The sequence below is a fragment of the Jiangella alkaliphila genome, from assembly GCF_900105925.1.
GTDB classification, from domain to species: domain Bacteria; phylum Actinomycetota; class Actinomycetes; order Jiangellales; family Jiangellaceae; genus Jiangella; species Jiangella alkaliphila.
The window spans coordinates 7,354,812-7,380,566 of sequence record NZ_LT629791.1 but is presented as its reverse complement, the minus strand read 5'-3'; the positions used below and the strand labels follow the sequence as shown (position 1 = coordinate 7,380,566).

16 protein-coding genes are annotated in these 25,755 nt (G+C 72.6%); 10 read left to right on the top strand and 6 right to left on the bottom strand.

All coding sequences use genetic code 11. The annotated features are described in order from the left end of the window. Window positions 1-5 precede the first annotated feature (5 nt). Complete coding sequence (locus BLV05_RS33850) at window positions 6-2,591, top strand: YfhO family protein (RefSeq protein WP_052763047.1); 2,586 nt, start codon at window positions 6-8, stop codon at window positions 2,589-2,591. Here the strand turns inward: BLV05_RS33850 and BLV05_RS33845 are convergent. Continuing rightward, a complete protein-coding gene (locus BLV05_RS33845) occupies window positions 2,563-3,699 on the bottom strand; it encodes an epoxide hydrolase family protein (RefSeq protein ID WP_046772061.1) in 1,137 nt (378 codons plus the stop codon). The two genes, BLV05_RS33850 and BLV05_RS33845, sit on opposite strands and share 29 nt — an antisense overlap. Before the next feature lie 117 nt (window positions 3,700-3,816). Between BLV05_RS33845 and BLV05_RS33840 the strand changes: the two genes are divergently transcribed. Next, entirely contained in the window at window positions 3,817-5,025 is a 1,209-nt protein-coding gene (locus BLV05_RS33840) for a metallophosphoesterase family protein (protein ID WP_046772060.1), read from the top strand. 131 nt (window positions 5,026-5,156) lie between these two features. On the opposite strand, the gene BLV05_RS33835 is transcribed toward BLV05_RS33840, so the two are convergent. Further along, the gene (locus BLV05_RS33835; protein WP_046772059.1) at window positions 5,157-7,118 is read right to left on the bottom strand and encodes an acetoacetate--CoA ligase; all 1,962 of its coding nucleotides are present in this window, start codon (window positions 7,116-7,118) and stop codon (window positions 5,157-5,159) included. Window positions 7,119-7,188: 70 nt separating this feature from the next. Between BLV05_RS33835 and BLV05_RS33830 the strand changes: the two genes are divergently transcribed. Further along, window positions 7,189-7,779, top strand: coding sequence for a hypothetical protein (locus BLV05_RS33830; RefSeq protein ID WP_152691045.1), 591 nt, complete (start codon window positions 7,189-7,191; stop codon window positions 7,777-7,779). Here BLV05_RS33830 and BLV05_RS33825 read toward each other — a convergent pair whose 3' ends face one another. Next, window positions 7,780-9,063 carry a nucleotide sugar dehydrogenase gene (locus tag BLV05_RS33825; protein WP_172860752.1) on the bottom strand — a complete coding sequence of 428 codons (1,284 nt, stop codon included), beginning with the start codon at window positions 9,061-9,063 and terminating at the stop codon, window positions 7,780-7,782. 153 nt (window positions 9,064-9,216) lie between these two features. On the opposite strand from BLV05_RS33825, the gene BLV05_RS33820 reads away from it, so the two are divergent. Continuing rightward, a complete protein-coding gene (locus BLV05_RS33820) occupies window positions 9,217-10,347 on the top strand; it encodes an aminoglycoside phosphotransferase family protein (protein ID WP_046772056.1) in 1,131 nt (376 codons plus the stop codon). A gap of 228 nt (window positions 10,348-10,575) precedes the next feature. Here the strand turns inward: BLV05_RS33820 and BLV05_RS33815 are convergent, their stop codons facing one another. After that, window positions 10,576-12,717: an FG-GAP-like repeat-containing protein gene (locus BLV05_RS33815; RefSeq protein WP_046772055.1), complete on the bottom strand. Its 2,142-nt coding sequence runs from the start codon at window positions 12,715-12,717 to the stop codon at window positions 10,576-10,578. A gap of 85 nt (window positions 12,718-12,802) precedes the next feature. Further along, a complete protein-coding gene (gene rfbB, locus BLV05_RS33810) occupies window positions 12,803-13,777 on the bottom strand; it encodes a dTDP-glucose 4,6-dehydratase (RefSeq protein ID WP_046772054.1) in 975 nt (324 codons plus the stop codon). Window positions 13,778-13,825: 48 nt separating this feature from the next. Here rfbB and rfbA point away from each other — a divergent pair, with 48 nt between their 5' ends. The 5 genes from rfbA to BLV05_RS33785 all read left to right on the top strand — a co-directional run bounded on the left by rfbA (window position 13,826) and on the right by BLV05_RS33785 (window position 21,366). After that, complete coding sequence (gene rfbA, locus BLV05_RS33805; protein WP_046772053.1) at window positions 13,826-14,698, top strand: glucose-1-phosphate thymidylyltransferase RfbA; 873 nt, start codon at window positions 13,826-13,828, stop codon at window positions 14,696-14,698. Further along, window positions 14,695-15,324, top strand: coding sequence for a dTDP-4-dehydrorhamnose 3,5-epimerase (gene rfbC, locus BLV05_RS33800; protein ID WP_046772052.1), 630 nt, complete (start codon window positions 14,695-14,697; stop codon window positions 15,322-15,324). Before rfbA ends, rfbC begins: the two co-directional genes overlap by 4 nt. Window positions 15,325-15,357: 33 nt before the next feature. Then, window positions 15,358-17,667 carry a CehA/McbA family metallohydrolase gene (locus BLV05_RS33795; protein ID WP_052763046.1) on the top strand — a complete coding sequence of 770 codons (2,310 nt, stop codon included), beginning with the start codon at window positions 15,358-15,360 and terminating at the stop codon, window positions 17,665-17,667. Further along, on the top strand, window positions 17,652-18,044 hold the full coding sequence (locus tag BLV05_RS33790) for a hypothetical protein (protein ID WP_152691044.1): 393 nt from the start codon (window positions 17,652-17,654) through the stop codon (window positions 18,042-18,044). Before BLV05_RS33795 ends, BLV05_RS33790 begins: the two co-directional genes overlap by 16 nt. A 157-nt stretch (window positions 18,045-18,201) precedes the next feature. Further along, window positions 18,202-21,366, top strand: a complete 3,165-nt coding sequence (locus tag BLV05_RS33785; protein WP_152691043.1) for a glycosyltransferase — start codon at window positions 18,202-18,204, stop codon at window positions 21,364-21,366. A gap of 232 nt (window positions 21,367-21,598) precedes the next feature. Here the strand turns inward: BLV05_RS33785 and rfbD are convergent, their stop codons facing one another. Continuing rightward, the gene (gene rfbD / locus BLV05_RS33780) at window positions 21,599-22,447 is read right to left on the bottom strand and encodes a dTDP-4-dehydrorhamnose reductase (RefSeq protein WP_082155726.1); all 849 of its coding nucleotides are present in this window, start codon (window positions 22,445-22,447) and stop codon (window positions 21,599-21,601) included. Between the two features lie 119 nt (window positions 22,448-22,566). Between rfbD and BLV05_RS33775 the strand changes: the two genes are divergently transcribed. Beyond that, entirely contained in the window at window positions 22,567-25,737 is a 3,171-nt protein-coding gene (locus tag BLV05_RS33775; RefSeq protein ID WP_083421463.1) for a glycosyltransferase, read from the top strand. The last annotated feature ends 18 nt before the right edge of the window (window positions 25,738-25,755 follow it).

Here is a 25,755-nt window from a genome sequence, read left to right as displayed (position 1 = left end):
CGAAAATGCTCGACATCGCAACGACGTCCGCGCCGCGCGTCGAGGCACGGCGCACGAGGCGGGCGCCGGCGCTGCTCGTCTGCGCAGTGGCGACACTCCTCGCGGCTGGGGCGTTCGTCGCCAGCGGCATGCTGCGCGGGACGTTCCCGTTCGGCGACGCGTCGCGCAACACGAACGACCTCGGCCAGCAGTTCATCCCCATGCACGCGCACCTGCGTGACGTGCTCACGGGCGATGCTCCCGGCGACCTGATCTTCACCTGGTCCAGCGGCTTCGGCGTCCCGTTCCTCGGCGACTTCATGGCCTACCTCGGCGGCACGTTCTCGTGGATCGTCGTCTTCTTCCCGCGCGACGGCATGGACCTGGCGCTGTACGTCATCGCGGTGCTGGCGGTCGCCGCGGCAGCGGCGGGGATGACGGCGTACCTCCGGCTTCTCCGGCCCAGCGGCCCGGCCTGGCTCGCCGTCGTCGCCGGGGTGTCCTACGCCCTGTGCGGGTGGGCCTTGGATGACGCCGTCTACATGACCGTGTGGCTGAACGGCCTAGTGGCGTTCCCCGTCCTCTGCCTGGTCTGCGAGTGGATCCTGCGGCGGCGGACGCTGCTGCCGCTCGTCGTATCGCCGTTCGTGGTGGCGCTGCTCTGGACGTCGCACTTCTACACCGTTTACATGGCGACGATCGGCGCGGCGATCGTCGTCCTCGCGCGGGTGATCTCGGCTGGCTCGGAGGTCCCGCTGCGGCACCGCGTCACCGGCGTGCTGCGCTGCGCCCTCGCCGTCGTCGCCGGCATCGGGCTCGCCGCGCCGCTGCTGGTGCCGACGTTCTGGGCCGTGCGGTACTCGCGGCCCAGCCCGGAGATCAAGTTCCAGGCGATGGACTGGACGGACTTCCTGTCGCGGCTGCTGGCCGGCAGCGAGGGCGTCGGCAGCAGTCCCGGGCTTGCGGTCGGGACGGTCCTGCTGCTGCTCGCGCTGAGCCTGCCGGTCAACTCCGCCGTCGCCCGGCGCGAGCGGCTCGTGTGGACCGTCGCCATCGCGTTGACGCTGGTCAGCATGCAGGTCACGCTGACCCACGAGATCTGGCACGGGTTCGACACCCCCAACGGCAGCCCGTTCCGGCAGGCGTTCGTCGTCGCCGGCATGCTCGTCATCGCCGGGTGGCTGTCCGGCTCGTCGAGGCTACGCGGCGTGCTTCCCGTTCTGGTGCCACTCGGCCTCGTCGCGGCGCTCTACCTCGGCGTGCGGGACGGGCAGTTCGTCACCGGGACCACCCGGATGGTGGTGCCGATCGTGGCGCTGGTTGCGGTCGTCGCTTGGCTGCTGGCCGGACGGCGGCCGCGGCCACCGTCCTGGGCGGCGGTGCCGGCCGTCATCATCGTCGGGGCCGCCGTCGTCGTCGAGGCGACGGCCGGGGCGGCGGCGATCGACGAGGCGCGGTCGCAGATCATCGGCGCTCACCCGACCTGGGGCGACACGAACGATCAGGTGCGCGAGCTGGTGCTCGCCGCCGACGCCTGGCCGGAGTCGCGGGTGGCGCCCGGCGGGTACGTGACGCAGAACGACCCCATGCTGCTGGGCGGGCAGGGCCCTCAGTACTACTCCAGCACCATCCCCGACGCCGTGGCGCGGACCCTGGTCGACCTCGGCTTCGGCTACGCCGGGTTCGGCCGGGCCAACTACGACCCGGCCAACCCCGTCATCGACACAGTGTTCGCGATCTCCGCGCGGCCGGTGCCCGACGCGAACGGGGTCATGAGCCTGGAGCGCTACGACGCCGGCCCGCTGGTCACCGTCCGCTCTGGCTCGGGCTGGTCGTCCGCCGATCCCGGCGCGTTCGGCCGGCAGGAGACCGCCCTCGGCGCCGACGTCTACACGGTGCCCGACGCCGAGTTGGCCGCGAACCCGTCGGTCTCGGTCCTCACGCGGGCCGACGACCTGGTGATCGCGCCCATACCCGCCGCCGAACTGCCGGTCGAGCTGCACCTGAGCGCCGTCTGCCCCGCCGGGACGGAGCGCTACCTCGCCGCGCCCTCGTTCGTCGGCGACGTCCTCGACGCGGAGACCGGCTGGCGGCCCGTGCTGCCGCCGTACGCCCGCTACCCCGGTTTGCACCAGGGCGCGGGCATGCAGCGCGTTGGCGGGCCGGTCGGTGGCGACCTGACGCTACGCATCCAGGGCCAGACGGTGCTGCCGCGCAATCCCGTCGGCTGCCTCGACCGCGCGCGGCTCGACACCGTGGCCGGGCTGCCGGAGCGTCGGCCGGCGTCGATCGACGTGAGCACCCGCGGTATCGACGTCCATTTCGCGCCCGGCTCGGCGGCCGGCACGGTCGTGTTCGGCGTGATCCGCTCGCCCGGCTGGCGCTGCTCGGCGGGCGACGGCCCAGCCGTCACCCCGACGACGGTCGGCGGCCTGATCGCCGTCCCGGTCGACGCGGGGGTCACCGCGGTGTCCTGCTCGTACCAGCCGCGTGGCCTTCGGATGGGCCTCGCCCTCGGCGCCGGCGCGCTCGGCGTCGTCGCCGTCCTGGGCCTCGTGGCTCTTGTGCAGCGCCGCCGGCGGCTCAGCGCACCAGACGGAAGAACGTCCTGATCTCGTCGACGACGATCTCCGGCTGCTCGAGGGCGGCGAAGTGGCCGCCGCGGGCCGGCTCGGACCAGTGCCGGATGTTCGTGAACCGCTGCTCCGCCCACCGCCGCGACGGCCGCTGCAGCTCCTTCGGGAAGACCGTGCAGCCGGTGGGGACGTCGACGGCGGCGCCGGCGGTGTTCGAGATCCACTCGTCGACCTGCTGGATGCTCTCCCAGTAGAGCCGGGCCGCCGAGGCGCCGGCGGCGGGCAGCCAGTAGAGCATGACGGTGTCGAGCAGCTCGTCGCGGCTGACGACGTCGTCGAGGTCGCCGTCGTGGTCGGTCCAGAACCAGTACTTCTCCGCGATCCACGCGCACAGCGCCGCCGGCGAGTCGACCAGGCCGTAGCCGACGGTCTGCGGCCGGGTGGCCTGCTGCCGCGAGTAGCCCGAGCCCCACTCGTCCGCCTCGCGCAGGCTGTCCAGCGCCGACTCCTCGGCGTCGGTGAGGTCGCCGAACGTCGCCGGGTCGGGCGGCGCGAGAGGTGGCATCAGGTGGATCCCGGCGACGCGGTCAGGGTGCGCGACGCCGAGCAGCGTCGACACCGTCGTGCCCCAGTCGCTGCCCTGGGCGCCGTAGCGGTCGTAGCCGAGCCGGTCCATCAGCGTCGTCCACGCGGCGGCGATGCGCTCGACGCCCCAGCCGGCGCGGGCCGGCTTGTCGCTGAACCCGTAGCCCGGCAGCGACGGGACGACGACGTGGAAGGCGTCGGCGGGGTCGGGCGGGTCGGTGAGTGGCTCGATCAGCTTGCGGAACTCCAGGATCGAGCCAGGCCAGCCGTGCGTCAGCACCAGCGGGAACGCGTCGTCGTGCAGGGAGCGGACGTGCAGCAGGTGGACGCCGAGCCCGTCGATCTCGGTCCGGAACTGCGGCAGTCCGCTCAGCCACGCCTCCGCCCGCCGCCAGTCGTACGTCGTCGACCAGTAGTGGCAGAGGTCGCGCAGGTAGTCCAGTGGAACCCCCTGCGACCAGTCGTCGACGGTGGCCGGCTCGGGCCAGCGGGTGGCGCGCAGCCGCGCTTTGAGGTCGTCGAGGTCGGACTCGGGGACGTCGATGCGGAACGGTTCCACGCCGACGACCCTATTCGAGTGGGCTTCATCCGCTCATCACCCTTGCGACGGCTGCTGGTGCCCGTCGCTCGCTAGCGTCCCCGGCACCACCCCGTCGTCACAGGAGATGAGGCCGCCATGACCGAGCACGACCAGCAGCCGACCGAGACCGCGCCCGGCTGGGACCGGCGCGACTTCGTCCGGATGGGCGGCATCGGCACCGCCGCCATCGCGCTCGGCGCCACCGGTGCGCTCGCGGGCGCGACGCCGGCCGGCGCGGCGGACGAGGACAAGCCGCTGCGGTTCAAGGCCGACGGCACCTTCAAGATCGCCCAGTTCAACGACACCCAGGACGACGAGCGGATCGACCGGCGCACCATCGAGCTGATGGAGAAGGTCCTCGACGCCGAGCAGCCCGACCTCGTCGTCCACAACGGCGACAACATCACCGGCGGCTGCGCGAACGCCACCGAGATGAAGCAAGCGATGAACAACATCGTCCAGCCGATGGAGGAGCGGGAGATCCCGTGGGTGATCACCTACGGCAACCACGACGAGGACTCCACGCCTGACACCGGGATGGACGAGGAGGACATGCTCGCCTTCTACCGGGCCTACGGCCACAACCTCAACCAGCCCAGCCCGCGCGGCGTCACCGGCAGCGGCAACATGAACCTGCTGATCCGCGGCGCCCGTGGTCAGCGGCCGATCTTCAACCTGTTCCTGCTCGACAGCGGCCGCTACGCGCCGTCGACCATCGACGGTCAGGACTTCGCCGGCTACCCGACGTGGGACTGGCTGCGGATGAACCAGGTGCACTGGTACACCGAGACGTCCGAGCTGGTCGAGAAGCGGGCCGGGCAGAAAGTGCCGGCGCTGCTGTTCATTCACATCCCCCTGTGGGAGTACCGCTTCATGTGGTTCGCCAGCGTCGACAGCCGCACCGCCGCCGACCACGAGCGCGCCGTCGCCAAGCACGGCATCGTCGGCGAGCGCAACGAGGACGAGTGCCCCGGCCCGTTCAACAGCGGCATGTTCTCGGCCATCCTCGACCGCGGCGACGTGCGCGGCGTGTTCTGCGGCCACGACCACGTCAACACGTACGTCGGCAACTACTACGGCGTCATGCTCGGCTACGCCGGCAACACCGGCTTCGGCACCTACGGCCTCAGCGGCGCCGAGCGGAACCGGCTGCGCGGCGCCCGCGTCTTCAACCTCACCCAGCAGGACGACGACGTCGACATCGAGACCCACATGGTGTTCGCCGCCGACCTCGGCATCGACCTGACCGCGAACGACCAGAGCATCGACCCGCTCCCACTGCCGCCCGGCTCGCGCCGCAAGTAGCGCAGTCGCGCCGCCCCGCCGCCCCGTTGATCTCGGAGTTGTTCGGGTATCTACCGGACATTTCACCCCGCAATTGCCGAACAACTCCAAGATCAACTCGAGGCGGGGCGGGGTCCGCGGGCGGCGGCCCGTCAGCGGGCGGCGGCGAGGGCGACGAAGGGGTCGAGGGCCGCGGGGTTGCGCAGCGCCTCGCGGCTGACCGCGTGATCCGCCGCCACGCCGGCGAGGATCCGCTTCACCGGCACCTCGCACTTCTTGCCCGTCAGGGTCCGCGGCACGTCGTCGACCACCACGAAGCGGTCGGGGACGTGTCGCGGCGACAGCTCGGCGCGCAGCGTCTTGCGCAGTTCGGGCTCCACCTCGTCCAGGGCGGTGCCCGGCGCGAGCACCAGGAAGCAGAGCAGCTCGCCGTCCGGCGAACCCGCGCCGGACGTGTCGATGACCAGCGAGTCGAGCACCGCCGGGTGGCCCTCGACGACGCGGTAGAACTCGGCGGTGCCCATGCGGACGCCGCCGCGGTTGAGGGTGGAGTCGCTGCGGCCGTGGATGACGGCGGATCCGCGCGGCGTGATCGTGATCCAGTCGCCGTGCCGCCACACGCCCTGGTAGTCCTCGAAGTAGGCCGCCCGCAGCCGCGAGCCGTCGGCGTCGCCCCAGAAGGAGACCGGCATCGACGGCAGCGGCGCGGTGAGCACCAGCTCGCCGACCTCGCCGATGACGGGGTGACCGGCCTCGTCGAACGCGGCCAGCGCGGCGCCCAGCGCCGGCCGGGACAGCTCGCCCAGCCACACGGGGACGTCCGGCGCCGGCCCGACGAACGCGGTGCAGGCGTCGGTGCCGCCGGAGAGGCTGGCGATCTGCACCGACGGGCCCAGGTTGCGGCTCAGCCAGCGGAACCCGTCGGTCGACAGCGGCGAGCCGGTGCTGCCCACCGCGCGCAACGCGGGCCGGGCGGACGGGTCCAGCATCAGGCCGTCCTTGAGGCAGGCCTGCACGAACGGCGCGGACGTGCCGAGGACGGCGACCCGCTCCTCGGCGGCGAGGTCCCACATCGACCGCAGCGACGGGCGGCCCGGGCTGCCGTCGTACAGCACCACCGTCGAGCCGACCAGCAGGGCGCCGACGAGGAAGTTCCACATCATCCAGCCGGTGGTGGTGAACCAGAAGAACCGCTCGCCCGGCTGGAGGTCCAGCTGCAGGCTGAGCGCCTTGACGTGCTCGAGCACGATGCCGCCGTGGCCGTGGACGATCCCCTTGGGCAGGCCGGTCGTGCCGGACGAGTACAGCACCCAGAGCGGGTGGTCGAACGGCACCGGCGTGAACTCCAGCGGCGCGCCGTCGTGCCGTGCCAGCAGCTCGTCCCAGGCGAGCGCGTCGGGCACGGCCGTCCCGCCGAACGGGAAGGCGACGACGGCCCGGACAGTGGGCAGCTGCGCCCGCAGCGCCGCCACCGTCGGGCGGACGTCGACCGCCTTGCCGTTGTAGACGTAGCCGTCGCAGGTGACCAGCACGACCGGTTCGATCTGCGCGAACCGGTCGGCCGCCGCGCGCACGCCGAAGTCGGGGGAGCAGGACGACCAGACGGCGCCCAGGCTGGCCGTCGCCAGGAACGCGACCAGCGTCTCCGGGGCGTTGGGGGCGAGCGCGGCCACCCGGTCGCCGCGGCCGACGCCGAGCGAGACCAGCGCCGCCCGCAGCGCCGCGACCTGCCGGCGCAGCTCGCCGTGGGTCAGCTCGCTGCGCAGCCCGTCCTCGCGCCGGAACACGACCGCGACGTCGTCGTCGCCCTTGCCGTCGCCGGGCCGCAGCGCCTGCTCGGCGTAGTTGAGCGTCGCGCCGGGGAACCAGCGGGTGCCCGGCATCGCGACGTCGGGCAACACGTCCTCGGGCGGGGAGTGGAACTTCACGTCGAAGAAGCGGGCGACGGCGCCCCAGAACGCGCCCGGCTCGGCCACGGACCAGCGCCACAGCTCGTCGTAGTCGGCGGCGTCGACCACGCCCTCGGCGCGCAGCCAGTCGCGGAAGGCGGTCATCCGGCCCTGGGCGACGGCCTCGGGATCGGGCCGCCACACGACTTCGGCGTCGTCGGTCATGCGGCTCAACCTAACGCAACCCGGATCGCGCCTGCGCACGTCCATAAGGTGAGGCCGGAAGGGGCAAACCATGGGGTCCAGACCTTGGCGGCATGCGGTGCCCGCGGCCCTGCTCGTGGCGCTGACGGCCGCCTGTGGCGGTGTGCAGGAGGACGGCGCGACGGCGGCGCCCGAGCCGAGCTGGCAGGACCACGTCCTGCCCAGCGACTACGACCTGCCTGATACGCCACCCGAAACGTTGGCCGCGGCCGAACTCGTCAGTCAGGTGTTCGCTGACCCGAGCCGCGATGGGCTCTGGGGCAAGTACCACTACACCGACGACGGCGACGGGGTCGTCGTGAACCTCGTCCCCGGCTGGGAGGACTCTGTCATCGGCGACGAGATGCGCCAGGTCATCGCGACGGCGCCGGCGCCGGTCGAGGTGCGCGAGGTCGAGCACAGCAACCGTGAGCTCATGCACGCGTTCATGGACATCGCCCTCACCGATCCGGTCATCGCCGGCGCGTCGCTGACATCCGGTGTCGTCGATGCGGAGCTGAACGCGCTCGTCATCGGCCTGACGGAGGTCGACGAGCAGTCCGTCGCCGCCGTCACCGAGGTGTTCGGCCCGGACGTCTACGTGCGCCAGGAGGAGCAGGCGACGTCCGATCCGGCCTGGTGATCACATGTGCTCGACGTTGTCACCGAGCGGCGTGATGCCGCGGGTGTCGAAGACCCGCTTCGCGGTCTTGGCGATCAGGGTGCCGTCGTAGTCGCTGTGCGGCTGCAGGACGACGGTGAGGTCGGCCGAGGCCAGCGCGGCGTCGAGGTCGGGCACGGCCTCGAGCACGGCGCCGTCGACCTTCCAGGTGGGCACCTTGGGGTCGTGGAAGACGACGTTCGCGCCGAGCGAGGCGAGCCGCTTCGCCAGCGGGACGGCGGGCGACTCGCGCTGGTCGGCGATGTCGGGCTTGTACGTGACGCCGAGCAGCAGGATGGTCGAGCCGTTGATGGCCTTGCCGTCGGTGTTGAGGATGTTCATCACGCGCTGCGTGACGTACGCCGGCATGGTGGCGTTGATCTCCTGCGCCAGCTCGACGAACCGGAACGGGTAGCCGAGGCGCACGCGCACGTTGTGGCTCAGGTAGTTCGGGTCGATCGGGATGCAGTGGCCGCCGACGCCGGGGCCGGGGTAGAACGCCTGGAACCCGAACGGCTTGGTCTTGGCCAGCCGGATGACGTCCCAGAGGTCGATGCCGAGCTCGTGGCAGAACCGCGCCATCTCGTTGACCAGCGCGATGTTCACGTGCCGGTAGGTGTTCTCGAGCAGCTTCGCGGTCTCGGCCTCGCGGGTGCCCTTGGCCTCGACGACGGTGTCGACGAAGCGGCGGTAGAACGTGGCCGCCCGCTCGGTGCAGGCCGGCGTCTGGCCGCCCACGACCTTCGGGGTGTTGCGCATGCCGAACTTCGGGTTGCCCGGGTCGATGCGCTCGGGCGAGAACGCGAGGTGGAAGTCGCGGCCGGCGGTCAGGCCGGAGGCCTCCTCCAGCATCGGCCGGACGACCTCGTCGGTGGTGCCCGGGTAGGTGGTCGACTCGAGCACCACCAGCATGCCGGCGGACAGGTGCCGCCCGACGGTGGCCACCGCGGCCTTGACCGCGCCGAGGTCGGGCCCGCCCTCGTCGGACAGCGGCGTCGGCACGCAGATGACGATCGCGTCGGCGCTGTCGAGGTCGGCTTCGTCGGCCGACGCCTGGAAGCCCGCCGACCGCATCGCCTCGATGTCGGCATCGGACAGGTCGTCGACGTGCGACCGGCCCTCGTTCAGACCTTCGACGACCCTGGTGCTGACGTCGAAGCCCATGACGTTCAGGCCGGAGCGGCTGGCCTCCTGTGCCAGCGGCAAGCCCACGTATCCCAGTCCAACAACCGCGACATCAGTCGACACTGCTTCGTTCCCGTCCATAGTGGCGCTCGTGACCGGATGACTTTACAGCAGGTATGAGCGGGTGGCCGTTACCGCGGCCCGCGAATGGCCGTTCCGAAGATGAGAACACTCTCATCGAATTACTAGCGTAACGCGGCCTGAACTGCGGTGTTGCACTGATAAACATATCTGATGCCCGCAGCCTCCGACGCCATCAGGTCCCTCGAGTGGACCGCCGCGATCGAACGGACGACGGACAGTCTGCCGTCCGCACGGGGCGTCGCCCGGCTGCGTCGCCGGCAGTTCTTCCACGACAACCGCATCGCGTTCTCCGTCGAGCTGGACCCGGCCTCGGCCTTCCCGTCCAGCGGCGTCTTCGTCGACCAGCGGACCGGCGCGTCGGTGCTGGTCGCGGGCGACCGGCCGCTGGTGAAGTCGGCGGCCGCCGCTGACGTCGTCCTCGCCGGGGCGATGCGCACGGCCGAGCAGCTGCGGTTCCGCGCGTTCTACGTCACCGAGGCGCTCCGGACCCTCGTCGTGCAACAGCGCTTCGCCCCCGGGTCGCCGACGCCGCTGGTCGCCGGCAGCGCGCACCAGCGGACGCTGGCCGGCCGCACGCCGTTCGCCGTGCCGAAGGTGCTGGAGAGCGGGCTGGCCGGGCGCGGCCTGTCCGGCGACGCCGTCGCCGACTGGCTGGTCGAGGAGGCCGTCGACGGCGCCGCCGTCCGGCCCGAGGACGCCGAGGCCACCGTCCACGAAGTGCTCGCCCTGCTGGCCGAGACCTGGCAGCGGCTGGGCGTGACGCACGAGCCGCTCGGCGCCGAGCAGCGCTCCCGTGCGCTGACGGCGTTCACCGGCCTGGTCGAGGACCCGCCGCCCGGCAGCTGGCTCCCCGGCCTCGACCCCGACGCCACCCTGCACCGCGCCCGCGCCCTGCTCGACGACGCCCGTCCGCTCACCGTCGGCCTCAGCCACGGCGACCCCGGTCTCGGCAACGTCCTGCGGCTGCCGGACGGCCGGCTCGCCCTGGTCGACTGGGAGGACGCCGGCCACCGGCCGCTCGCCCACGACGTCCTCAAGGTGCTGATGTCCGGACCCGGCCCGCGCGACCTCGCGGCGGCGCTGGAGGTGCCGGCCTCGCTACGTCCCGCCCTGACGTCCGCCGGCGCGGTCCCGTGGCGGCTCCAGGTCGCGCTCGCCCTGCTGCTGTTCATGAGCGGCTGGCGCAACCGCTACTTCCGCGCCGTCAAGCGGGGCAGCGGCAGGGTGGCCAACCGGCGCATGCACACGATGCTCGGCCTGCTGGACGACCTGCTGCCCTGAGCGGTTCGCGGGGTGTGGCGACGGTCTTCACTCGGGTGGGGAGTACCTCACTCGCGTGCGGACCGGATGGCGGCCGGATCGGTGCCGGGTGCGATCCTACGGCGGGTGAGGTGCCTCGGTGACGGGTGAGGACGCCCACCTCGGCAATATCCCTCGCGCCGAGTTGATCATGGAGAAGGTCGGGTTCCGAGCGCCTCCAGGGCCGCCCTTCTCCATGATCAACTCGGGCTAGTCGGGCGGGGGGAGCTTGGCGCGCGTGGAGCAGGCGGCGGTGAAGGCGGTGCCGTCGCTCACGTGGTACCGCCACTGTGACTCGCCGTCGCCGCAGCGGCCGCGGTAGCCGAGGTCGGCGTCGCCGTCGCCGTCGATGTCGCCGACGGAGATGCCGAAGTGGGCGGTGGTGCCGTCGGCCGCGGGCCAGAACGCGTCGCCCCAGCTGCTCACCTCGAAGCCGTCGTCGCCGCTGACGTGCACGCGGAAGCATGGCTCGCCTGCGTCGCCGCAGGCACCGCGGTAGGCGACGTCGTCGCGGCCGTCGCCGCTGAAGTCGGCGACGAACAGGCCGTAGACGTCCGACTCGGAGGTCCAGGCGACGGCGTCGCCCCAGGATGTGGCGTGGAAGGACTCGCCGTCGCTGCTGAGCATGCGCCAGCAGGGTTCGCCGGGGGAGCCGCAGGCGCCGCGGAAGAGCAGGTCGTCGCGGGCGTCGCCGTCGAAGTCGCCGACCTGGACGCCGAACCGGGAGGTCTCGGCGGTGACCGGCCCGAGCCGCGCCCACGGCCGGGGCGGCGCGAAGCCGTCGTCGCCGGCCAGCGCGACGCGCCAGCAGTTGCCCTGGTCGCGGCAGGCGCCGGCCCAGGCGAGGTCGTCGCGGCCGTCGCCGTCGAAGTCGCCGACCTGGACGCCGAGCTGCGCGGCCAGCTGGGCGCCGCCGACCTGCGCGGGCCACTCCTCGATCTGGACGCCGTTGCCGGCGCTCAGGTGCGCTCGCCAGTACGGGTCCTCGCCGTCGTCGCGGACCAGCTGGACGAAGTCCTCGCGGCCGTCGCCGTCGAAGTCGCCGCGCTGCACGCCGGCGAACGGCTCCTCCCACTCCGGTGCGGGGGGACAGTCGCTGGTCTGGACGTTGCCGAGGTGCGAGATCAGTGCGGCGGCGCTGTTCCCCTGGACGCAGAAGGCGGCGGCGCGATCGGTGGAGACGGAGATCAGCCCGCCGTCGACGAACGCGTTGCCGCCGATGAACACGTCGCTCTCCGGCACACCCTGCTGGCCGAGGATCTCCGCGTCGCGCCAGTACGTCACGCCGCAGTAGTGCCGGCAGCCGGTCGCGCCGAGCATGTCGATGCTGTTGTCGCGGATGGAGACCCGGCGGAACACCTCGGGCATGTTCTGGCTGGCGTAGACGTAGGTGTAAATGCCCGACGAGCGCATTCGGTTGCCGACCACGAATGTGTCGTGCTGGTTGCGCAGCTTCATCGAGCCGCCCGCGGGTGACGCGTCCCAGCCGTCGGCGCGGTTGCCGACGATCGACAGCCGCCGGCTGCCCCACGCGTACAGCCCGTGGTCCTGGCAGAACTCGCAGCCGGCCGGCGAGCCGATGCCGGGCGTGCGCCGCCACACGTTGCCGTCGACGACGACCTCGTCGTTGCCCTGTCCGGTGCTGAGGTCGTGGCCCCAGAAGTTGATCGCGGTGCGGAACCAGCCGTCCTGCACCGACGGGTCGAGGTCGGCGGTGGTGCCGAACCAGGAGTCCTTGACGACGGTGAGCCTGCTGCTGTCCGAGACGACGCCGCGGCCGGGATGCTCGCTGTCGCGGAGGAACTCGCAGCCGTCGACCGTCACGCCGACGGTGTGCCGCAGCAGCACGTGCGCGACGCCCCACTCGCTGCCGACCGGCCCGTTGCGGAACGTGCAGTCGCGCAGCGTCACGTCGACGATTGCCTCGCTGTCCTCCTCAGCGGTCAGCTCGAGGCGGACGTTGTCGAACTGCAGCCCGCTGATGGTGACGTCGCGCAGTTCCTCGTGGCCGAGCGTGACGCCCTTGTCGCCGGAGCCCCGCAGCACGACCTCGGCGCCCTCGGCGGCGGTGTAGTTGCGGCCGGACCTGAACCGGATCGGCCGGTCCAGCTGGTAGACGCCCTCGGGGAAGACGACGGTCTGGCCGGGCTCGGCGGCGTCGATGGCGGCCTGGACGGTGGAGGCGTCGCCCCGGCCGGCGGTGAGGAAGACGCCGACGTCGACGGTCTTCGAGGCGGGCCGGCGCACGTCGCGGGGCGCGTCAGGCTCACCGCCGGGCCAGCCGGGCGACCAGCCGGTGAGGAGGGTCGCCGCCAGCACCGCCGCCAGAATGACGCCGAGCCCACGCCGCAAGTCCTCGTATCCTCCCGATCGACCACAGATCGACTTCGAGTATGCCCCGGACCGGGCCGTTCCAACCGCCAGGACGACCGGCGCGTCAGCGGTTCTTCAGCGGCTCCCACCACGACCGCTGGTCGCGGTACCAGGCCACCGTCCCCGCCAGCCCGGACGCGAAGTCCTGCCGCGGCACGTACCCCAGCTCGGCCCGGATCTTGCCGTCGTCGACGGAGTAGCGGCGGTCGTGGGCGAGGCGGTCCTCGACGTGGTCGACGCGGCTCCAGCCGGCGCCGCACGCTTCCAGCAGCTGGCCGGTGAGCTCTTTGTTCGTCAGCTCGCGGCCGCCGCCGATGTTGTAGATCTCGCCGGACCGGCCGCCCGAGCGGACCAGCTCGATGCCCTGGCAGTGGTCGTCGACGTGCAGCCAGTCGCGCACGTTGAGGCCGTCGCCGTACAGCGGCACGTTCAACCCGTCGAGCAGGTTGGTCACGAACAGCGGGATGACCTTCTCGGGGTACTGGTACGGCCCGTAGTTGTTCGAGCATCGGGTCACCGACACCGGCACGCCGTGGGTGCGGTGGTAGGCCAGCGCGACGAGGTCGCTGCTGGCCTTGCTGGCGCTGTACGGCGAGTTCGGCGCCAGGATGTGGTCCTCGGTCCACGAGCCGGACTCGATGGAGCCGTACACCTCGTCGGTGGAGACGTGCACGAACCGGTCGACGCCGTGGCGGCGGGCGGCGTCGAGCAGCGTCTGCGTGCCCACCACGTTGGTCTGGACGAACGCGGCGGCGCCCTGGATGGAGCGGTCGACGTGGCTCTCGGCGGCGAAGTGCACCACCTGGTCGGTCTCGGCCAGCAGTTCGTCGACCAGGCCGGTGTCGAGGATGTCGCCCTTGACGAAGGAGAACCGCGGGTGGTCGGCGACCGGCTCGAGGTTGGCCGGGTTGCCGGCGTAGGTCAGCTTGTCCAGCACGACGACGTCGGCGCCGTCGAGGCCGGGGTACGCGCCGGACAGCGCCTGGCGGACGTAGTGCGAGCCGATGAAGCCGGCCCCGCCCGTGATCAACAGCCGCATGTCGTCCCCTCCTGGAGCGGTCCCTGTCGCGGGCTATCGTAGGCGCTCATGCGAGGAATCATCCTGGCGGGCGGCTCGGGAACCCGGCTGCATCCGCTCACCATGGCGGTCAGCAAGCAGATGCTCCCGGTCTTCGACAAGCCGATGATCTACTACCCGCTGACCACGCTCATGCTGGCCGGTATCCGCGACATCCTCGTCATCACGACGCCGCGCGACGCCGAACAGTTCAGCTCACTGCTCGGCGACGGCTCCGACCTGGGGTTGTCCATCACCTACGCGCAGCAGCCGAGCCCCGACGGGCTGGCGCAGGCGTTCGTCATCGGCGCCGAGTTCGTCGGCTCCGAGCACGTCGCGCTGGTGCTGGGCGACAACATCTTCTACGGCGCCGGCCTCGGCACCCAGCTGCGCAAGTACACCGAGATCGACGGGGGGCTGGTTTTCGCCCACCACGTCGCCGACCCCACCGCCTACGGCGTCGTGGAGTTCGACGCCGACGGCCGGGCGATCAGCCTGGAGGAGAAGCCGGCCAAGCCGCGCAGCAACTTCGCCGTCCCCGGCCTCTACTTCTACGACAGCGAGGTCGTCGAGATCGCCCGCGGCCTGCGGCCGTCGGCCCGCGGCGAGCTGGAGATCACCGACGTCAACCGCACCTACCTCGACCGCGGCTCACTGCACGTCGAGGTGCTGCCGCGCGGCACGGCCTGGCTCGACACCGGCACGTTCGACAACCTCATGGCCGCCGGCGAGTACGTCCGCGTCATCGAGGCACGGCAGGGCCAGAAGATCGGCTGCCCCGAGGAGGTGGCCTGGCGCATGGGCTTCATCGACGACGACCAGCTGCGGGTCCGCGGCGAGGCGCTGGCGAAGTCCGGCTACGGCGACTACCTCGTCGAACTGCTCGAGGGCGCGCCGGCATGAGCGGGCCGAAGGTCGAGCCGCTGTCGGTGCCCGGCTCGTGGGTCGTGACGCCGCAGCAGTTCGGCGACTCCCGCGGCGTCTTCCTCGAGTCCTTCCGCGGCGACCTGCTGGCGCCGCATGTCGGCCACCGTCCCGACATCGTCCAGACCAACCTGTCCGTCTCGGCCGCCGGTGTGCTGCGCGGACTGCACTTCGCCGACGTCCCGCCCAGCCAGGCGAAGTACGTCACCTGCGTCAGCGGCGCCGTCCTCGACGTCGTGGTCGACATCCGGGTGGGGTCGCCGACGTTCGGCGCGTGGGACTCAGTGCTGCTCGACGACGCCGACCGGCGCTCGGTGTACGTGGCGGAGGGGCTCGGGCACGCGTTCCTCTCGCTGGCCGACGACTCCGCCGTCATGTACCTGTGCACGACCCCGTACGCGCCCGGCCGCGAGCACGGCATCGACCCGCTCGACCCCGAGCTGGGCATCGACTGGCCGGCGACCGCCCGCGACGGCCGGCCGATCACGCCGATCCTGTCCGGCAAGGACCGCGACGCGCCGTCGCTGGCCGCCGCGCGCGAGGCCGGGCTGCTGCCGGACTACGCCGCAACAATTGAGTTCTACGCGGCCCTCGCCGCGAGGTAGCGTCGATCGGACCCCCGCCGACAGGAGGACTCGGTGTCCGAGCCCGCTGCCCAGCCCCTGCTCGCCTCCGCCAACCGCGCCGCTCGCGCCATGCGTGACCTCGGCGACCCGCTGCCCGACGACGTCACCGCCCGGCTGACAGAGCTGGCGGCCGACCGGCGCCCCGACGCCGAGGTCGTCGCCGAGGCCGAGGCGCTGCTGCGCCCGCACGTACTCGTCGACGTGCATGTCGACGAGCGGGCCGAGACCACGAGCTCGCCCGGCGCGGCGCCGCCGCGGCTGGTCCAGCACGGCTGGCGCAGTTTCCTGGTCCGGGTCGCGAACCCGCACCGCATCGAGGCGCGGCTGCACGGCATGACCCCCGGCGTGTTCGGGATCATCGACCAGAAGAGCCACGCCGCCCGCACCGTCCTGCCCGACACCCTCGACAGCGTGCCGCGCATCGAGGGCGCCTGGCTGCAGGCGAAGCTCGCGTCGTCCGGCGACCTGTCCGGGCTGGAGGCCGAGTACCTGGTCGTCAGCGTGTACAGCCGCGAGGCCGGCCCGCGCAAGGGCGGGCTGACGTTCGCCGCGGCCGTCCAGGAGTCGCCGGAGAGCCTGACCCGCCCGCCGGAGCACCTGGCCGGCCGCCGGATGATGTTCGACCCTCGCGACTACGGCGCGAGCTTCGAGTTCGACTGCACTGCGGCGCGGGAGATCCGGTTCGACGTCCGCGAGCCCGACGGCGCCAGCAGCGTCGCAGCCATCACCGTGCGCGACGCCCAGGGCCGGTCGTACCCGTCGACGGCGATGCGCCTGGCGCCGGACATGTTCTTCCACGAGCACGTGTACCGCGCCACCGGCGAAGTGATCCGGCTGCCGGAGGGGCGGTACGAGATCACCGCGCGGCGCGGGCCGGAGTACCGCGAGGCCCAGGTGGACGTCCACGTCGAGGCCGCCACTGACGCCGTCGACCTACGGCTGGACCGCTGGATCGACCCGGCCGGGCACGGCTACTACTCCGGCGACCCGCACATCCACGCCGGCGGCTGCTCGCACTACAACGTGCCGAGCGAGGGCGTGACGCCGGAGACGATGATCAGGCACGTCCGCGGCGAGGGCCTGTGGCTGGGCAGCGTGCTGACCTGGGGTCCCTGCTACTACCACCAGAAGCAGTTCTTCAGCGGCGAGTCGATCAGTCCGCCGGCGTTGCTGGAGAACCCGGCCATGCAGCGGGCCCAGGGCATGACCTGGGAGCCGCAGAAGACCGACCGCGACGGCCAGAGCCTGCTGCGCTACGACGTGGAGGTGTCCGGTTTCCCGTCCAGCCACTCCGGGCACGTCATCCTGCTCGGGCTGACCGACCAGGACTACCCGGGCACCGAGCTGATCGAGGACTGGCCGTCCTGGAACCTGCCGATCATGCGCTGGGGCCACTCGCAGAACGCCCTGGTCGGCTACGCGCACTGCGGACTCGGGCTGGCCGCCGGCACCGACGAGCTGCCCAACTACGTCGTCCCCGGGTTCCACTCGATCGGGTCCAACGAGATCATCGTCGACGTGCCGCTGGGCGCCGCCGACTTCCAGGCCGGCGCCGAGCTGGCCCCGGCGGCCGAGCTGAACATCTGGTACCACCTGCTCAACGTGGGTTTCCGCACGTTGATGCTAGGCGAGACCGACTACCCGTGCATCTACGACGAGGGCCCGGGCGTCGGGCGCACCTACGTCCGGCTGCCGTCGCCGCCGCAGGGGCCACAGGCGCTGGAGACGTGGATCGCCGGGCTGAAGGACGGCGCGTCGTACTTCGGCGACGGCCGCAGCCACGTGTTCGACCTCGCCGTCGACGGCGAGGTGGCGCGCGAGCACGCAGCTGCGGCGCCGGGCGCCGTCCGGGTGACGGCGACGGTCGCCGCGTGGCTGCCCGAGCAGCCGCCACCGCCGCCCGAGCCGGGCCGTCCCGCCTACAGCGCGCCAGTCGGCTGGCACCTGGAGCGGGCTCGCCTCGGCGAGAGCCGCGAGGTGCTGCTGGAGCTGGTGGTGAACGGCGTCGCGGTGGCCTCGCAGTGGGTGCTCGCGGACGGCGTCGAGCGGGACGTGGCGTTCGACGTCACGCTGGAGCGCTCGTCGTGGGTGGCGCTGCGGATCCTGCGCAGCGTGCACACCCAGCCGGTCTTCGTCGAGGCCGGCGGCCGGCCGATCCGCGCCTCCAAGCGCAGCGCCCAGTGGCTGCACGACTCGGTCGACGCGCTGTGGGCGGCGAAGTCCGGGTTCATCCGCGAGGCCGAGCGGGCCGACGCGCGAGCGGCGTACGACGCCGCGCAGGCCGTCTACCTGACCCGGCGCGACGAATGCGAGGCCGACTGATGGAGCACTGCTGCGGTCCGGTCGACACCACGGCCCCGATCTCGGTCAGCGTCAACCCGGAGGCGCGGGTCAACGTCGCCCGCACCGCGACCCGGCTGGGCGCGCTGGCACCGGGCGACTGGCACACGATCGACGTCACCATCGTCAACGACGGCTACGTGACCGGCCCGCTGACCATCGAGAGCGACCCGGTCCGCGGGGTCGAGCTGGACCTCCCCGTCCACCAGCTCACCGGCGAGCCGCGTCAGGACGGCGGCTTCCGGGTCCGCTTCGACTCGCCCGCCACCGTCGACGTCACACTGACGTTCCGGGCGCTGAACGCCCTGGGCGGCCTCGCCACCCACAGCTCGCTCAGTCTGCTGCTGCGCTCGTCCTAGCCCTCCCGGGCAACCCACAGGCCCGGCCCGCGCGTCTTCCGGTCCGAGGGCCGGGGGTCGGTGACGTCCGGGAAATCGGGGCGAAACGGAACGAGCCCGAACGGCCCGTAGCGTCCGCCGCCAGAACGCGGCGGACGGCACGGGAAGGTGGCCGGCTTTGGGCAGAGTCAGCGGGATCAGGCAGGTGCGCTCGGGGCTGCTCCGGCGGCGGGTGGCGCTGGGTGCCGGCCTCCGGGCGTATCGGCGCCGGGTCGGCCGGCCGCTGGGCCCGTGGCCGCCGAAGCGGCGGGTCCGCGTCGAGCCGGTCGAGGAGTTCCTCACCTGGAACGTGCTGGACCGGGAGTTCTACGCCGCCCAGGCCGGCAAGGAGTTCGCCGACGACGCCGTCGCGGCCCGGCACTACCTGCGCTGGGGGCTGCAGCGCGGGCTCTCGCCGCATCCGTTGTACGAGCCGGAGTTCCACGACCCGAAGTACCGGGCGCGCAAGGGGGTCGACCCGTTCCGTCGCGCGCGCCTGGCCACGACGGGCGCGCTGGGGCCGCTGTTCGACGTCGCGACGTATCTCGAGCGGCGCCCCGAGGCGGCCGAGCACCCGGGGGGCGTGCTCGGCCACTTCCTCTCCTGGGCCGGTCCGGAGACGCCGCTGCCGGTGCGGCCCGACCATGTCGGCGCCGTGCCGGGGCTGGGCGTGGTCCGGGACCGGGCGGTCGCGGCCGCCCGGCGGTGGCGTGAGCAGCACGACGTCGGCCACGGCACGCGGCTGAGCGAGCAGCTCGATACGGCCGCGGAGCTGGACTGGATCACCCGGACGTCCCGGCTGCCGCTGCCGTCCGGCGAGGACGGGCCACTGGTCAGCGTCGTCATCGCGGTCCGGAACCGGCCGGCGCAGATCCGGGCGGCGGTCGCGTCGGTGCTACGGCAGAGCCTGCGCGACCTCGAGCTGATCGTCGTCGACGACGGGTCCGACGACGAGACGCCGGACGTGCTGCGGGAGCTGGCCGGCCGCGACTACCGGGTCCGGGTGCTGGCCCGTCCGTGGCGCGGGGTGTGCGCCGCCCGCAACACCGGGATCGCGGCGGCCCGCGGCCGCTACGTCGCCTTCCTCGACTCCGACGACCTGTACCGCCCGCGTTTCCTGGAGCTGGCGGTGAAGGCGATGGCCGCCGACGGCCTGCGGGCCGCGCACGCCGTCTTGGACCACGGGGCGGACGCGCCGCTGCGGTACCTCGCCTTCGACGGCACGCAGGACCATCTGCTGGTCAAGAACCACGTGAACATGATCTCGCTGGTGGTCGAGCGGTCTGTGCTGACGGCCATCGGCGGGTTCGACGAGTCGCTGCGCCGCTGGGTCGACCACGACTTCGTGATCCGGATCGCCGGCGAGACGTCGCTGCGGCTGCTGCCGTTCGTCGGCGGAGCGGTGGGTGGGACGGCGGCGAGCCAGGACCGGATCACGCTGACCGAGGCGCCGGGCTGGGAGTACGTCGTGCTGGCCAAGCACCACGTGGACTGGGCCGCCGTCGCCGCCGGGCTGGACACCCGCGTGCCCGGGCGGGTGTCGGTGCTGGTCCCGACCTTCCAGGACTGGCGCATGACGGCGGACGCGGTGGCGTCGGTGCTGGCCGCGGCGGCGGACGAGGGCGACGACGTCGAGGTGGTCGTGGTCGACAACGGGTCGCGGCGGGCGGTCTCCGCGATCCTGGCGGCCCGGTTCGCCGCGTCGCGCGAGGTGACGGTGGTGCGGGCGGCCCGCAACCTCAACTTCGCACTCGGCTCGAACCTGGCGTTCGCGCATTCCACCGGCGCCGCCGTCGTGTTCCTCAACAACGACACCGTCGTACGCCCCGGTTGGCTGCGGCCGCTGGTCGGCGCGCTCGACGACGACGCCGTCATCGGGGCGCAGCCGCTGCTGGTGTACCCCGACGGGACGATCCAGTCGGCCGGCACCATCTTCGCCGGCGGCGACAGCTTCCCGCACGCCTTCCTGGCCCACCATCCGGCCGAGGACGCGCAGGCGCTCGGCACGATGAGCGGCTTCACCGCCGTCACCGCCGCTGCCCTGGCCATGCGGGCCGCCGACGTCGTCGCGCTGCGCGGCTTAGACCCGATGTACATCAACGGCTGCGAGGACATCGACCTGTGCCTGCGCGCCGGCGAGGAGTTGGGCGGCCGGTTCGCCGTCGTCACCGGGTCCGTCGTCGAGCACCACGAGAGCAAGACGCCGGGCCGGTCGGCCTTCGGCGGCGCGAACCGGCTGGCCTTCGAGGCGCGCTGGGCCGGCCGGCTGCCGGCGTCGGAGCTGAGCCGGTACGAGGACGCCGGGTTCGCGGTGGCGCACGTGCAGCCGGGCGTCGTCGACCCGGCCGGGCTGCGGACGGCGGTGCCGGTGCTGGTCCGCCCGGCGTCGCCGGCGCTGCGCTGGGCGGTCAAGATCGGCGCGCACGCCGGCCCACGGGGCGACACCTGGGGCGACGTGCACTTCGCCCGCGACCTCGCGGCCGCGCTGCGCCGGCTCGGCCAGCAGGTCGTCGTCGACCGCAGGCTGGCCTTCGACCGCCCCACCGGCTACCTCGACGACGTCACACTCACGTTGCGCGGGCTGGAGCCGTACGCGCCCGGTCCCGGCCGCATCAACCTGCTCTGGGTGATCAGCCACCCCGACACGGTGACCGCGAGCGAGGCACGCCGCTACGACGCGGTGTTCGCGGCGTCAGTGCCGTGGGCAGCGTCGGTGTCGCAGCGATGGGGGCTGGACGTGCGACCGCTGCTGCAGGCCACCGAGCCGGCCCGGTTCCAGCCCGGCGCGGCCGGCGCGGCGGCGGGTCCGGTGCTGTTCGTCGGCTCCGGCCGGCGCGGCGAGGTCCGGCCGATCGTCCGCGACGCCATCCTGGCCGGCGTCGACCTGCACGTGTACGGGCTGAACTGGCGCGACGCGATCCCCGCGCGGTACGTGCGCGGCGAGTACCTGGCCAACGACGCGGCCGGCGCGGCCTACGGGCGGGCCCGCGTGGTGCTCAACGACCACTGGGCGGACATGCGGGCGAACGGCTTCGTGTCGAACCGGGTCTTCGACGTGGTGGCGGCGGGCGGGCGGGTGATCAGCGACCCGATCGAGGGCCTGTCCGAGCTGTTCGGGCCGGCCGTGCGGACGTACTCGTCACCGGAGGAGCTGGCGGCGCTGTGCGCGCTGGAACCGGACGAGCTGTGCCCGCCCGAGGTGCTGAAGCTGGTGTCCGAGGAGGTCCGGACCCTGCACTCGTTCGACGCCCGGGCCCGGGTGCTACTCGATGCCGCCCTGGCCGCCCGCTCGCACGCCGACTGACATTGCGGCCGGTTCGCTCATGTCAGAAGTCGCATGCGGGCCCTTTTGCAATGAGCACCTTTACGCACCACCTGAGCCGTGTCCGTCGGACGCCGATCCCGTCGCGTCGAGATGGGCCATGACCGCCGGAGCCGCTGCTCGACGCGACGCGGTGCGTATTGGTGCTCATTGCAAAGCACGCGGTGCATGCTTCCTGCGTGGGACCACGCCGGGCGTCGGGCAGAGCGCCCGGTCAGTGCTGGGGCAGGACGGCGGGGGCTGCGGCTGCCAGCGCCTCGTCCCAGGGGCGCAGCGGCGGCAGGCCGGCCCGGGCCCAGCCGTCGTGGCCGAGGACGGAGTACGCGGGCCGCGGCGCCGGGCGCGGGAACTTGTCGGTCGTGGTGGGCCGGACCCGCTCGGGGTCGAGGCCCAGTTGCGCGAAGACCGCGCGGGCCAGGCCGAACCACGTCGTCTCGCCGCTGTTCGTGGCGTGGTAGACGCCGGCCGGCGCCTCGGCGCGGACGAGGCCGACCAGGGCCGTCGCGACGTCCATCGACCACGTCGGCTGGCCGCGCTGGTCGTCGACGACGTCGAGGGTCTCGCGGGCGGCCGAGAGCCGGGCCATCGTCTTGACGAAGTTGCCGCCGTGCTCGCCGTAGAGCCAGGCCGTGCGGACGACGTAGCCGGCGTCGGGCAGCGCCGACAGCACCGCGCGCTCGCCGGCCAGCTTGCCGCGTCCGTACGCCGACCGGGGCGCGGTGGGCGCGTCCTCGGGGTACGGCGTGGTCGCGGCGCCGTCGAACACGTAGTCGGTCGAGACGTGCACCAGCCGGGCGCCGTGGCGGGCGCAGGACGCGGCCAGGTGCGCCGGTGCGGTGCCGTTGACCGCCGCGGCCGCAGCCTCGGCCGTCTCGGCGCCGTCGACGTCGGTCCACGCGGCGGTGTTGACGACGACGTCGTGCCCGCGAACCGCGTCGTCGACCGCCGCGGCGTCGGTGATGTCGAGCTGCGACCGGCCCAGGGCGGTGACGTCGGCGTCGTCCAGCACCGTCGCGACGTCACGGCCCAGCATGCCCGCCGCACCCGTGATCAACCACCGCACTTCGGCACCTCCCAGTGTCGTCGAACGTCTAAGATATCGAGCGTCCGCACGCGTCCGATGCACTTGGGTCCGATGGCCTGGGGCACCAGGGTCATGATCGTTCCCGAGGAGTTAGTCGCATGAAACTGCCGCTCGGCAGGGTCCGTCGGTTGGTCAAGAAGGTACTGCCGCAGGCGTACCTCGACGACGTCGCGCGGCGCCGCCGCATCGCGTCGGCCATCCGTGCCAGTGGGCTGTTCGACGCCGCCTGGTACCGCGAGCAGCTGGACGAGCCGATCCCGTCCGGCGTCGACCCGATCGACCACTACGTCACGGTCGGCTCGGCCACCGACGTCTCGCCGAACCCGTGCTTCGTCAGCGAGTGGTACCGCGACCACCCCGACAGCCCGAAGAAGCTCGACGTCTCGCCGTTCATCCACTACGTCAACCGCGGCATCGCCCGCGGGCTGTCGCCGCATCCGCTGTTCGACCCCGAGTTCTACACCGAGCGGCACCCCGAGGCGGCCAAACACCGTGGCGGCCCGCTCGGGCACTACCTCGAGACCGGCTGGAAGTCCGGCGCGCAGCCCAGCGCCGCCTTCGACGTCGAGGCCTACACCACGAACTTCGACGACGTTCAGGGCGCGCCGCTGGCCGACTTCGCCCGCCGCACCCGCCGGCTCATGCAGGAGACTCGCGGCTGGGAGCACCTGCCGCGCACCGCCGACACCTTCGACCACGACGCCGCCGAGGCGTTCAAGCGCCGCGTCATCGCCGAGTACGCCGGGCGTGGCGAGGCGCCGCCGCTGGTCACCGTCGTCATCCCGACGAAGGACCGGCGCGAGGGCGTGCTCGCCGCCATCGACTCCGTCGTCGCGCAGACGTACCGGAACTGGCAGCTGATCGTCGTCGACGACGGCAGCACCGACGGCACCGCCGAGGCGATCGAGCCGCTGCTGGCCGACGAGCGCATCGAGCTGGTCCGCCGCGAACGGGCCGGCGGCGTCTCTGCGGCCCGCAACGCCGGCCTGGCGCAGGCCCGCGGCGACTACGTCGCCTACCTCGACAGCGACAACGTCTGGACGCCCGATTTCCTCGAGGTCATGGTCGCGTTCGTGCGCACCCGGTCGCTGCGGTTCGGCTACGCCGTCTCCGAGCTGGTCGAGGAGAAGAAGAACGGCCGCCGCGGCTACCGGTCGCTGCCGTACAACCGCGCCGCGCTGGTGGAACGCAACTTCATCGACTGCATCGTCGTCCTGCACGAGCGGTCGCTGCTCGACGAGGTCGGCGCGTTCGACGAGGACCTGCGCCGCAACGTCGACTGGGACCTGTTCATCCGGATGTCCGCGGTCACCGACTTCGAGCTGGCGCCGTTCATCGCCACCGTCTACGACGCGTGGGAAGAGCGCAGCGACCGCATCACCATCAACGAGCTGTTCGGCTACCGCTTCGTCATCCGGGCCAAGCACCTGGTCGACTGGGCCGCCGTCGACGCCGGGCTGGCCGGCCGCCGGCCGGGGACCGTCTCCGTCGTCATCCACGCGGGCGACGACGCCCAGGCCGTCACGGCCACCGTCGAGCGGCTGCTCGACGACGGCGTTGACGGCGCCGGCGGTGGCGATGACCTCGAGGTGGTCGTCGTCGACGCGAAGGCGTCCGAGGCCGAGGCCATGCGGCTGCAGTTCCTGCCCATCCGGTTCCCGAACGTGCGGGTGCTGCGGCAGACCCAGCGGCTTTCGACCGAGTTGTCGCGGACCATCGGCGCCGCGCAGTCCACCAGCGAGACCGTCGTCTTCCTGACCCCGGGCGGCTGGGTCGAGCCCGGCTGGCTGGGGCCGCTGACCACCGCGCTGTCCGACGGCGCCGCGGCGGCCCAGCCGCTGGTGCTGCTGCGCGACGGCACGGTGTGGTCGGCCGGCGTGGCGTTCGCCCGTGGCGCGCACCCGCACAACCTCTACCAGCGGTTCCCCGGCGACGCGCCCGAGGTGGTCGCGCCGTCGTCGCCGGCCGGGCTGACGCCGGTCGCGCTCGCCGTCCGGGCCGCCGACTTCGCCGCCGTCCGCGGCTTCGAGCCGCTGTTCGTCAACGACCCCGACAACCCCGACCTCAGCCTCCGGCTGGCCCGCGAGACCGGCCGCCCGCTGCGGTACGTGCCTGACAGCCAGGTCGCTCTCACCGAGATCCCGGAGCGCCGCACCACGGCGTCGGCCGTCACCACGGCGACCGACAACCAGGAGCTGTTCACCGGCCGCTGGAAGGACACCGTCGCCCAGGACGACGTCACCGTGTGGGGCGAGCGCGGCTACGCCATCGTCGGCTACGACGGCGGGGCCACGACGCACTGGGGGTTCGACCCGATCGTCGTGCAGGACCGGCCGGACCGGCCGCTGCGCTGGGCCATCAAGATCGGCGCGCCCGACGTCGCCCGGCGCACCAACTGGGGCGACTGGCACTACGCCATCGGCCTCAAGGAGGCGCTCGAGCGGCTCGGCCACGAGGCCGTCATCGACGCCAAGCGGGCGTGGTACCGGCCGACCTCCCGGTTCGACGACGTCGCCCTCGTGCTGCGCGGCGTCAGCGTCTACACGGTGAACCCGCAGCAGATCAACCTGTCCTGGGTGATCAGCCACCCCGAGCGGGTCACCCGGCGCGAGCTGGCCTCCTACGACGCCGTCTTCGCCGCGTCGACCAGCCTCGCCCGGCGGATGTCGACCGACCTCGGCGCGCCGGTGCGGCCGCTGCTGCAGGCCACCGACCAGTACCGCTTCCACCCCGTCCCCGCCGACCCGCGCCGCCGCCACGACGTGCTGTTCGTCGGCAACGCGCGCGGCATGCGGGCCTCGGTCGGCGCGGCGCTGTCGGCCGGCATCGTGCCGTCTGTCTACGGCGTGCGCTGGCGCGGGCTGCTGCCCGAGGGCGCCTGGCTCGGCGAGTACATCCCGAACGAGGATCTGCCCGCCGTCTACGCCGGCGCCGGCGTCGTCCTCAACGACCACTGGGACGACATGAAGGCCGAGGGCCTGATGTCCAACCGGCTGTTCGACCTCGCCGCCTGCGGGGCGCGGGTGGTGACCGACGTCGTCCCCGGCGTCGAGGAGGTCTTCGGCGACGTCGTCCTGACCTACTCGACGCCGCAGGAGCTGGCCGCCGCCGTGAACCTGCAGTTGGCCGAGACGCCGGAGCGTGCGGCGGCTCGCGAGAAGCTGTCCGAGCTGGTCCGGCGCGAGCACTCGTTCGACGCCCGGGCCGAGGAGCTGGTCGAGACGGTGCGCAAGCTGCAGGCCGAACGGATCGTCGCCGGCCCGGCCTGAGCCGTTGGTCGGGCCCGT

Excerpts from the sequence above, each read along its gene's own strand:
- BLV05_RS33825 (WP_172860752.1), bottom strand. The coding sequence starts at position 9,063 with ATGGACGGGAACGAAGCAGTGTCGACTGATGTCGCGGTTGTTGGACTG.
- BLV05_RS33840 (WP_046772060.1), top strand. The coding sequence starts at position 3,817 with ATGACCGAGCACGACCAGCAGCCGACCGAGACCGCGCCCGGCTGGGAC.
- rfbA (WP_046772053.1), top strand. The coding sequence starts at position 13,826 with ATGCGAGGAATCATCCTGGCGGGCGGCTCGGGAACCCGGCTGCATCCG.
- BLV05_RS33835 (WP_046772059.1), bottom strand. The coding sequence starts at position 7,118 with ATGACCGACGACGCCGAAGTCGTGTGGCGGCCCGATCCCGAGGCCGTC.
- BLV05_RS33790 (WP_152691044.1), top strand. The coding sequence starts at position 17,652 with ATGCGAGGCCGACTGATGGAGCACTGCTGCGGTCCGGTCGACACCACG.
- rfbC (WP_046772052.1), top strand. The coding sequence starts at position 14,695 with ATGAGCGGGCCGAAGGTCGAGCCGCTGTCGGTGCCCGGCTCGTGGGTC.
- BLV05_RS33820 (WP_046772056.1), top strand. The coding sequence starts at position 9,217 with ATGCCCGCAGCCTCCGACGCCATCAGGTCCCTCGAGTGGACCGCCGCG.
- BLV05_RS33850 (WP_052763047.1), top strand. The coding sequence starts at position 6 with ATGCTCGACATCGCAACGACGTCCGCGCCGCGCGTCGAGGCACGGCGC.
- BLV05_RS33830 (WP_152691045.1), top strand. The coding sequence starts at position 7,189 with ATGGGGTCCAGACCTTGGCGGCATGCGGTGCCCGCGGCCCTGCTCGTG.
- rfbB (WP_046772054.1), bottom strand. The coding sequence starts at position 13,777 with ATGCGGCTGTTGATCACGGGCGGGGCCGGCTTCATCGGCTCGCACTAC.
- BLV05_RS33775 (WP_083421463.1), top strand. The coding sequence starts at position 22,567 with ATGAAACTGCCGCTCGGCAGGGTCCGTCGGTTGGTCAAGAAGGTACTG.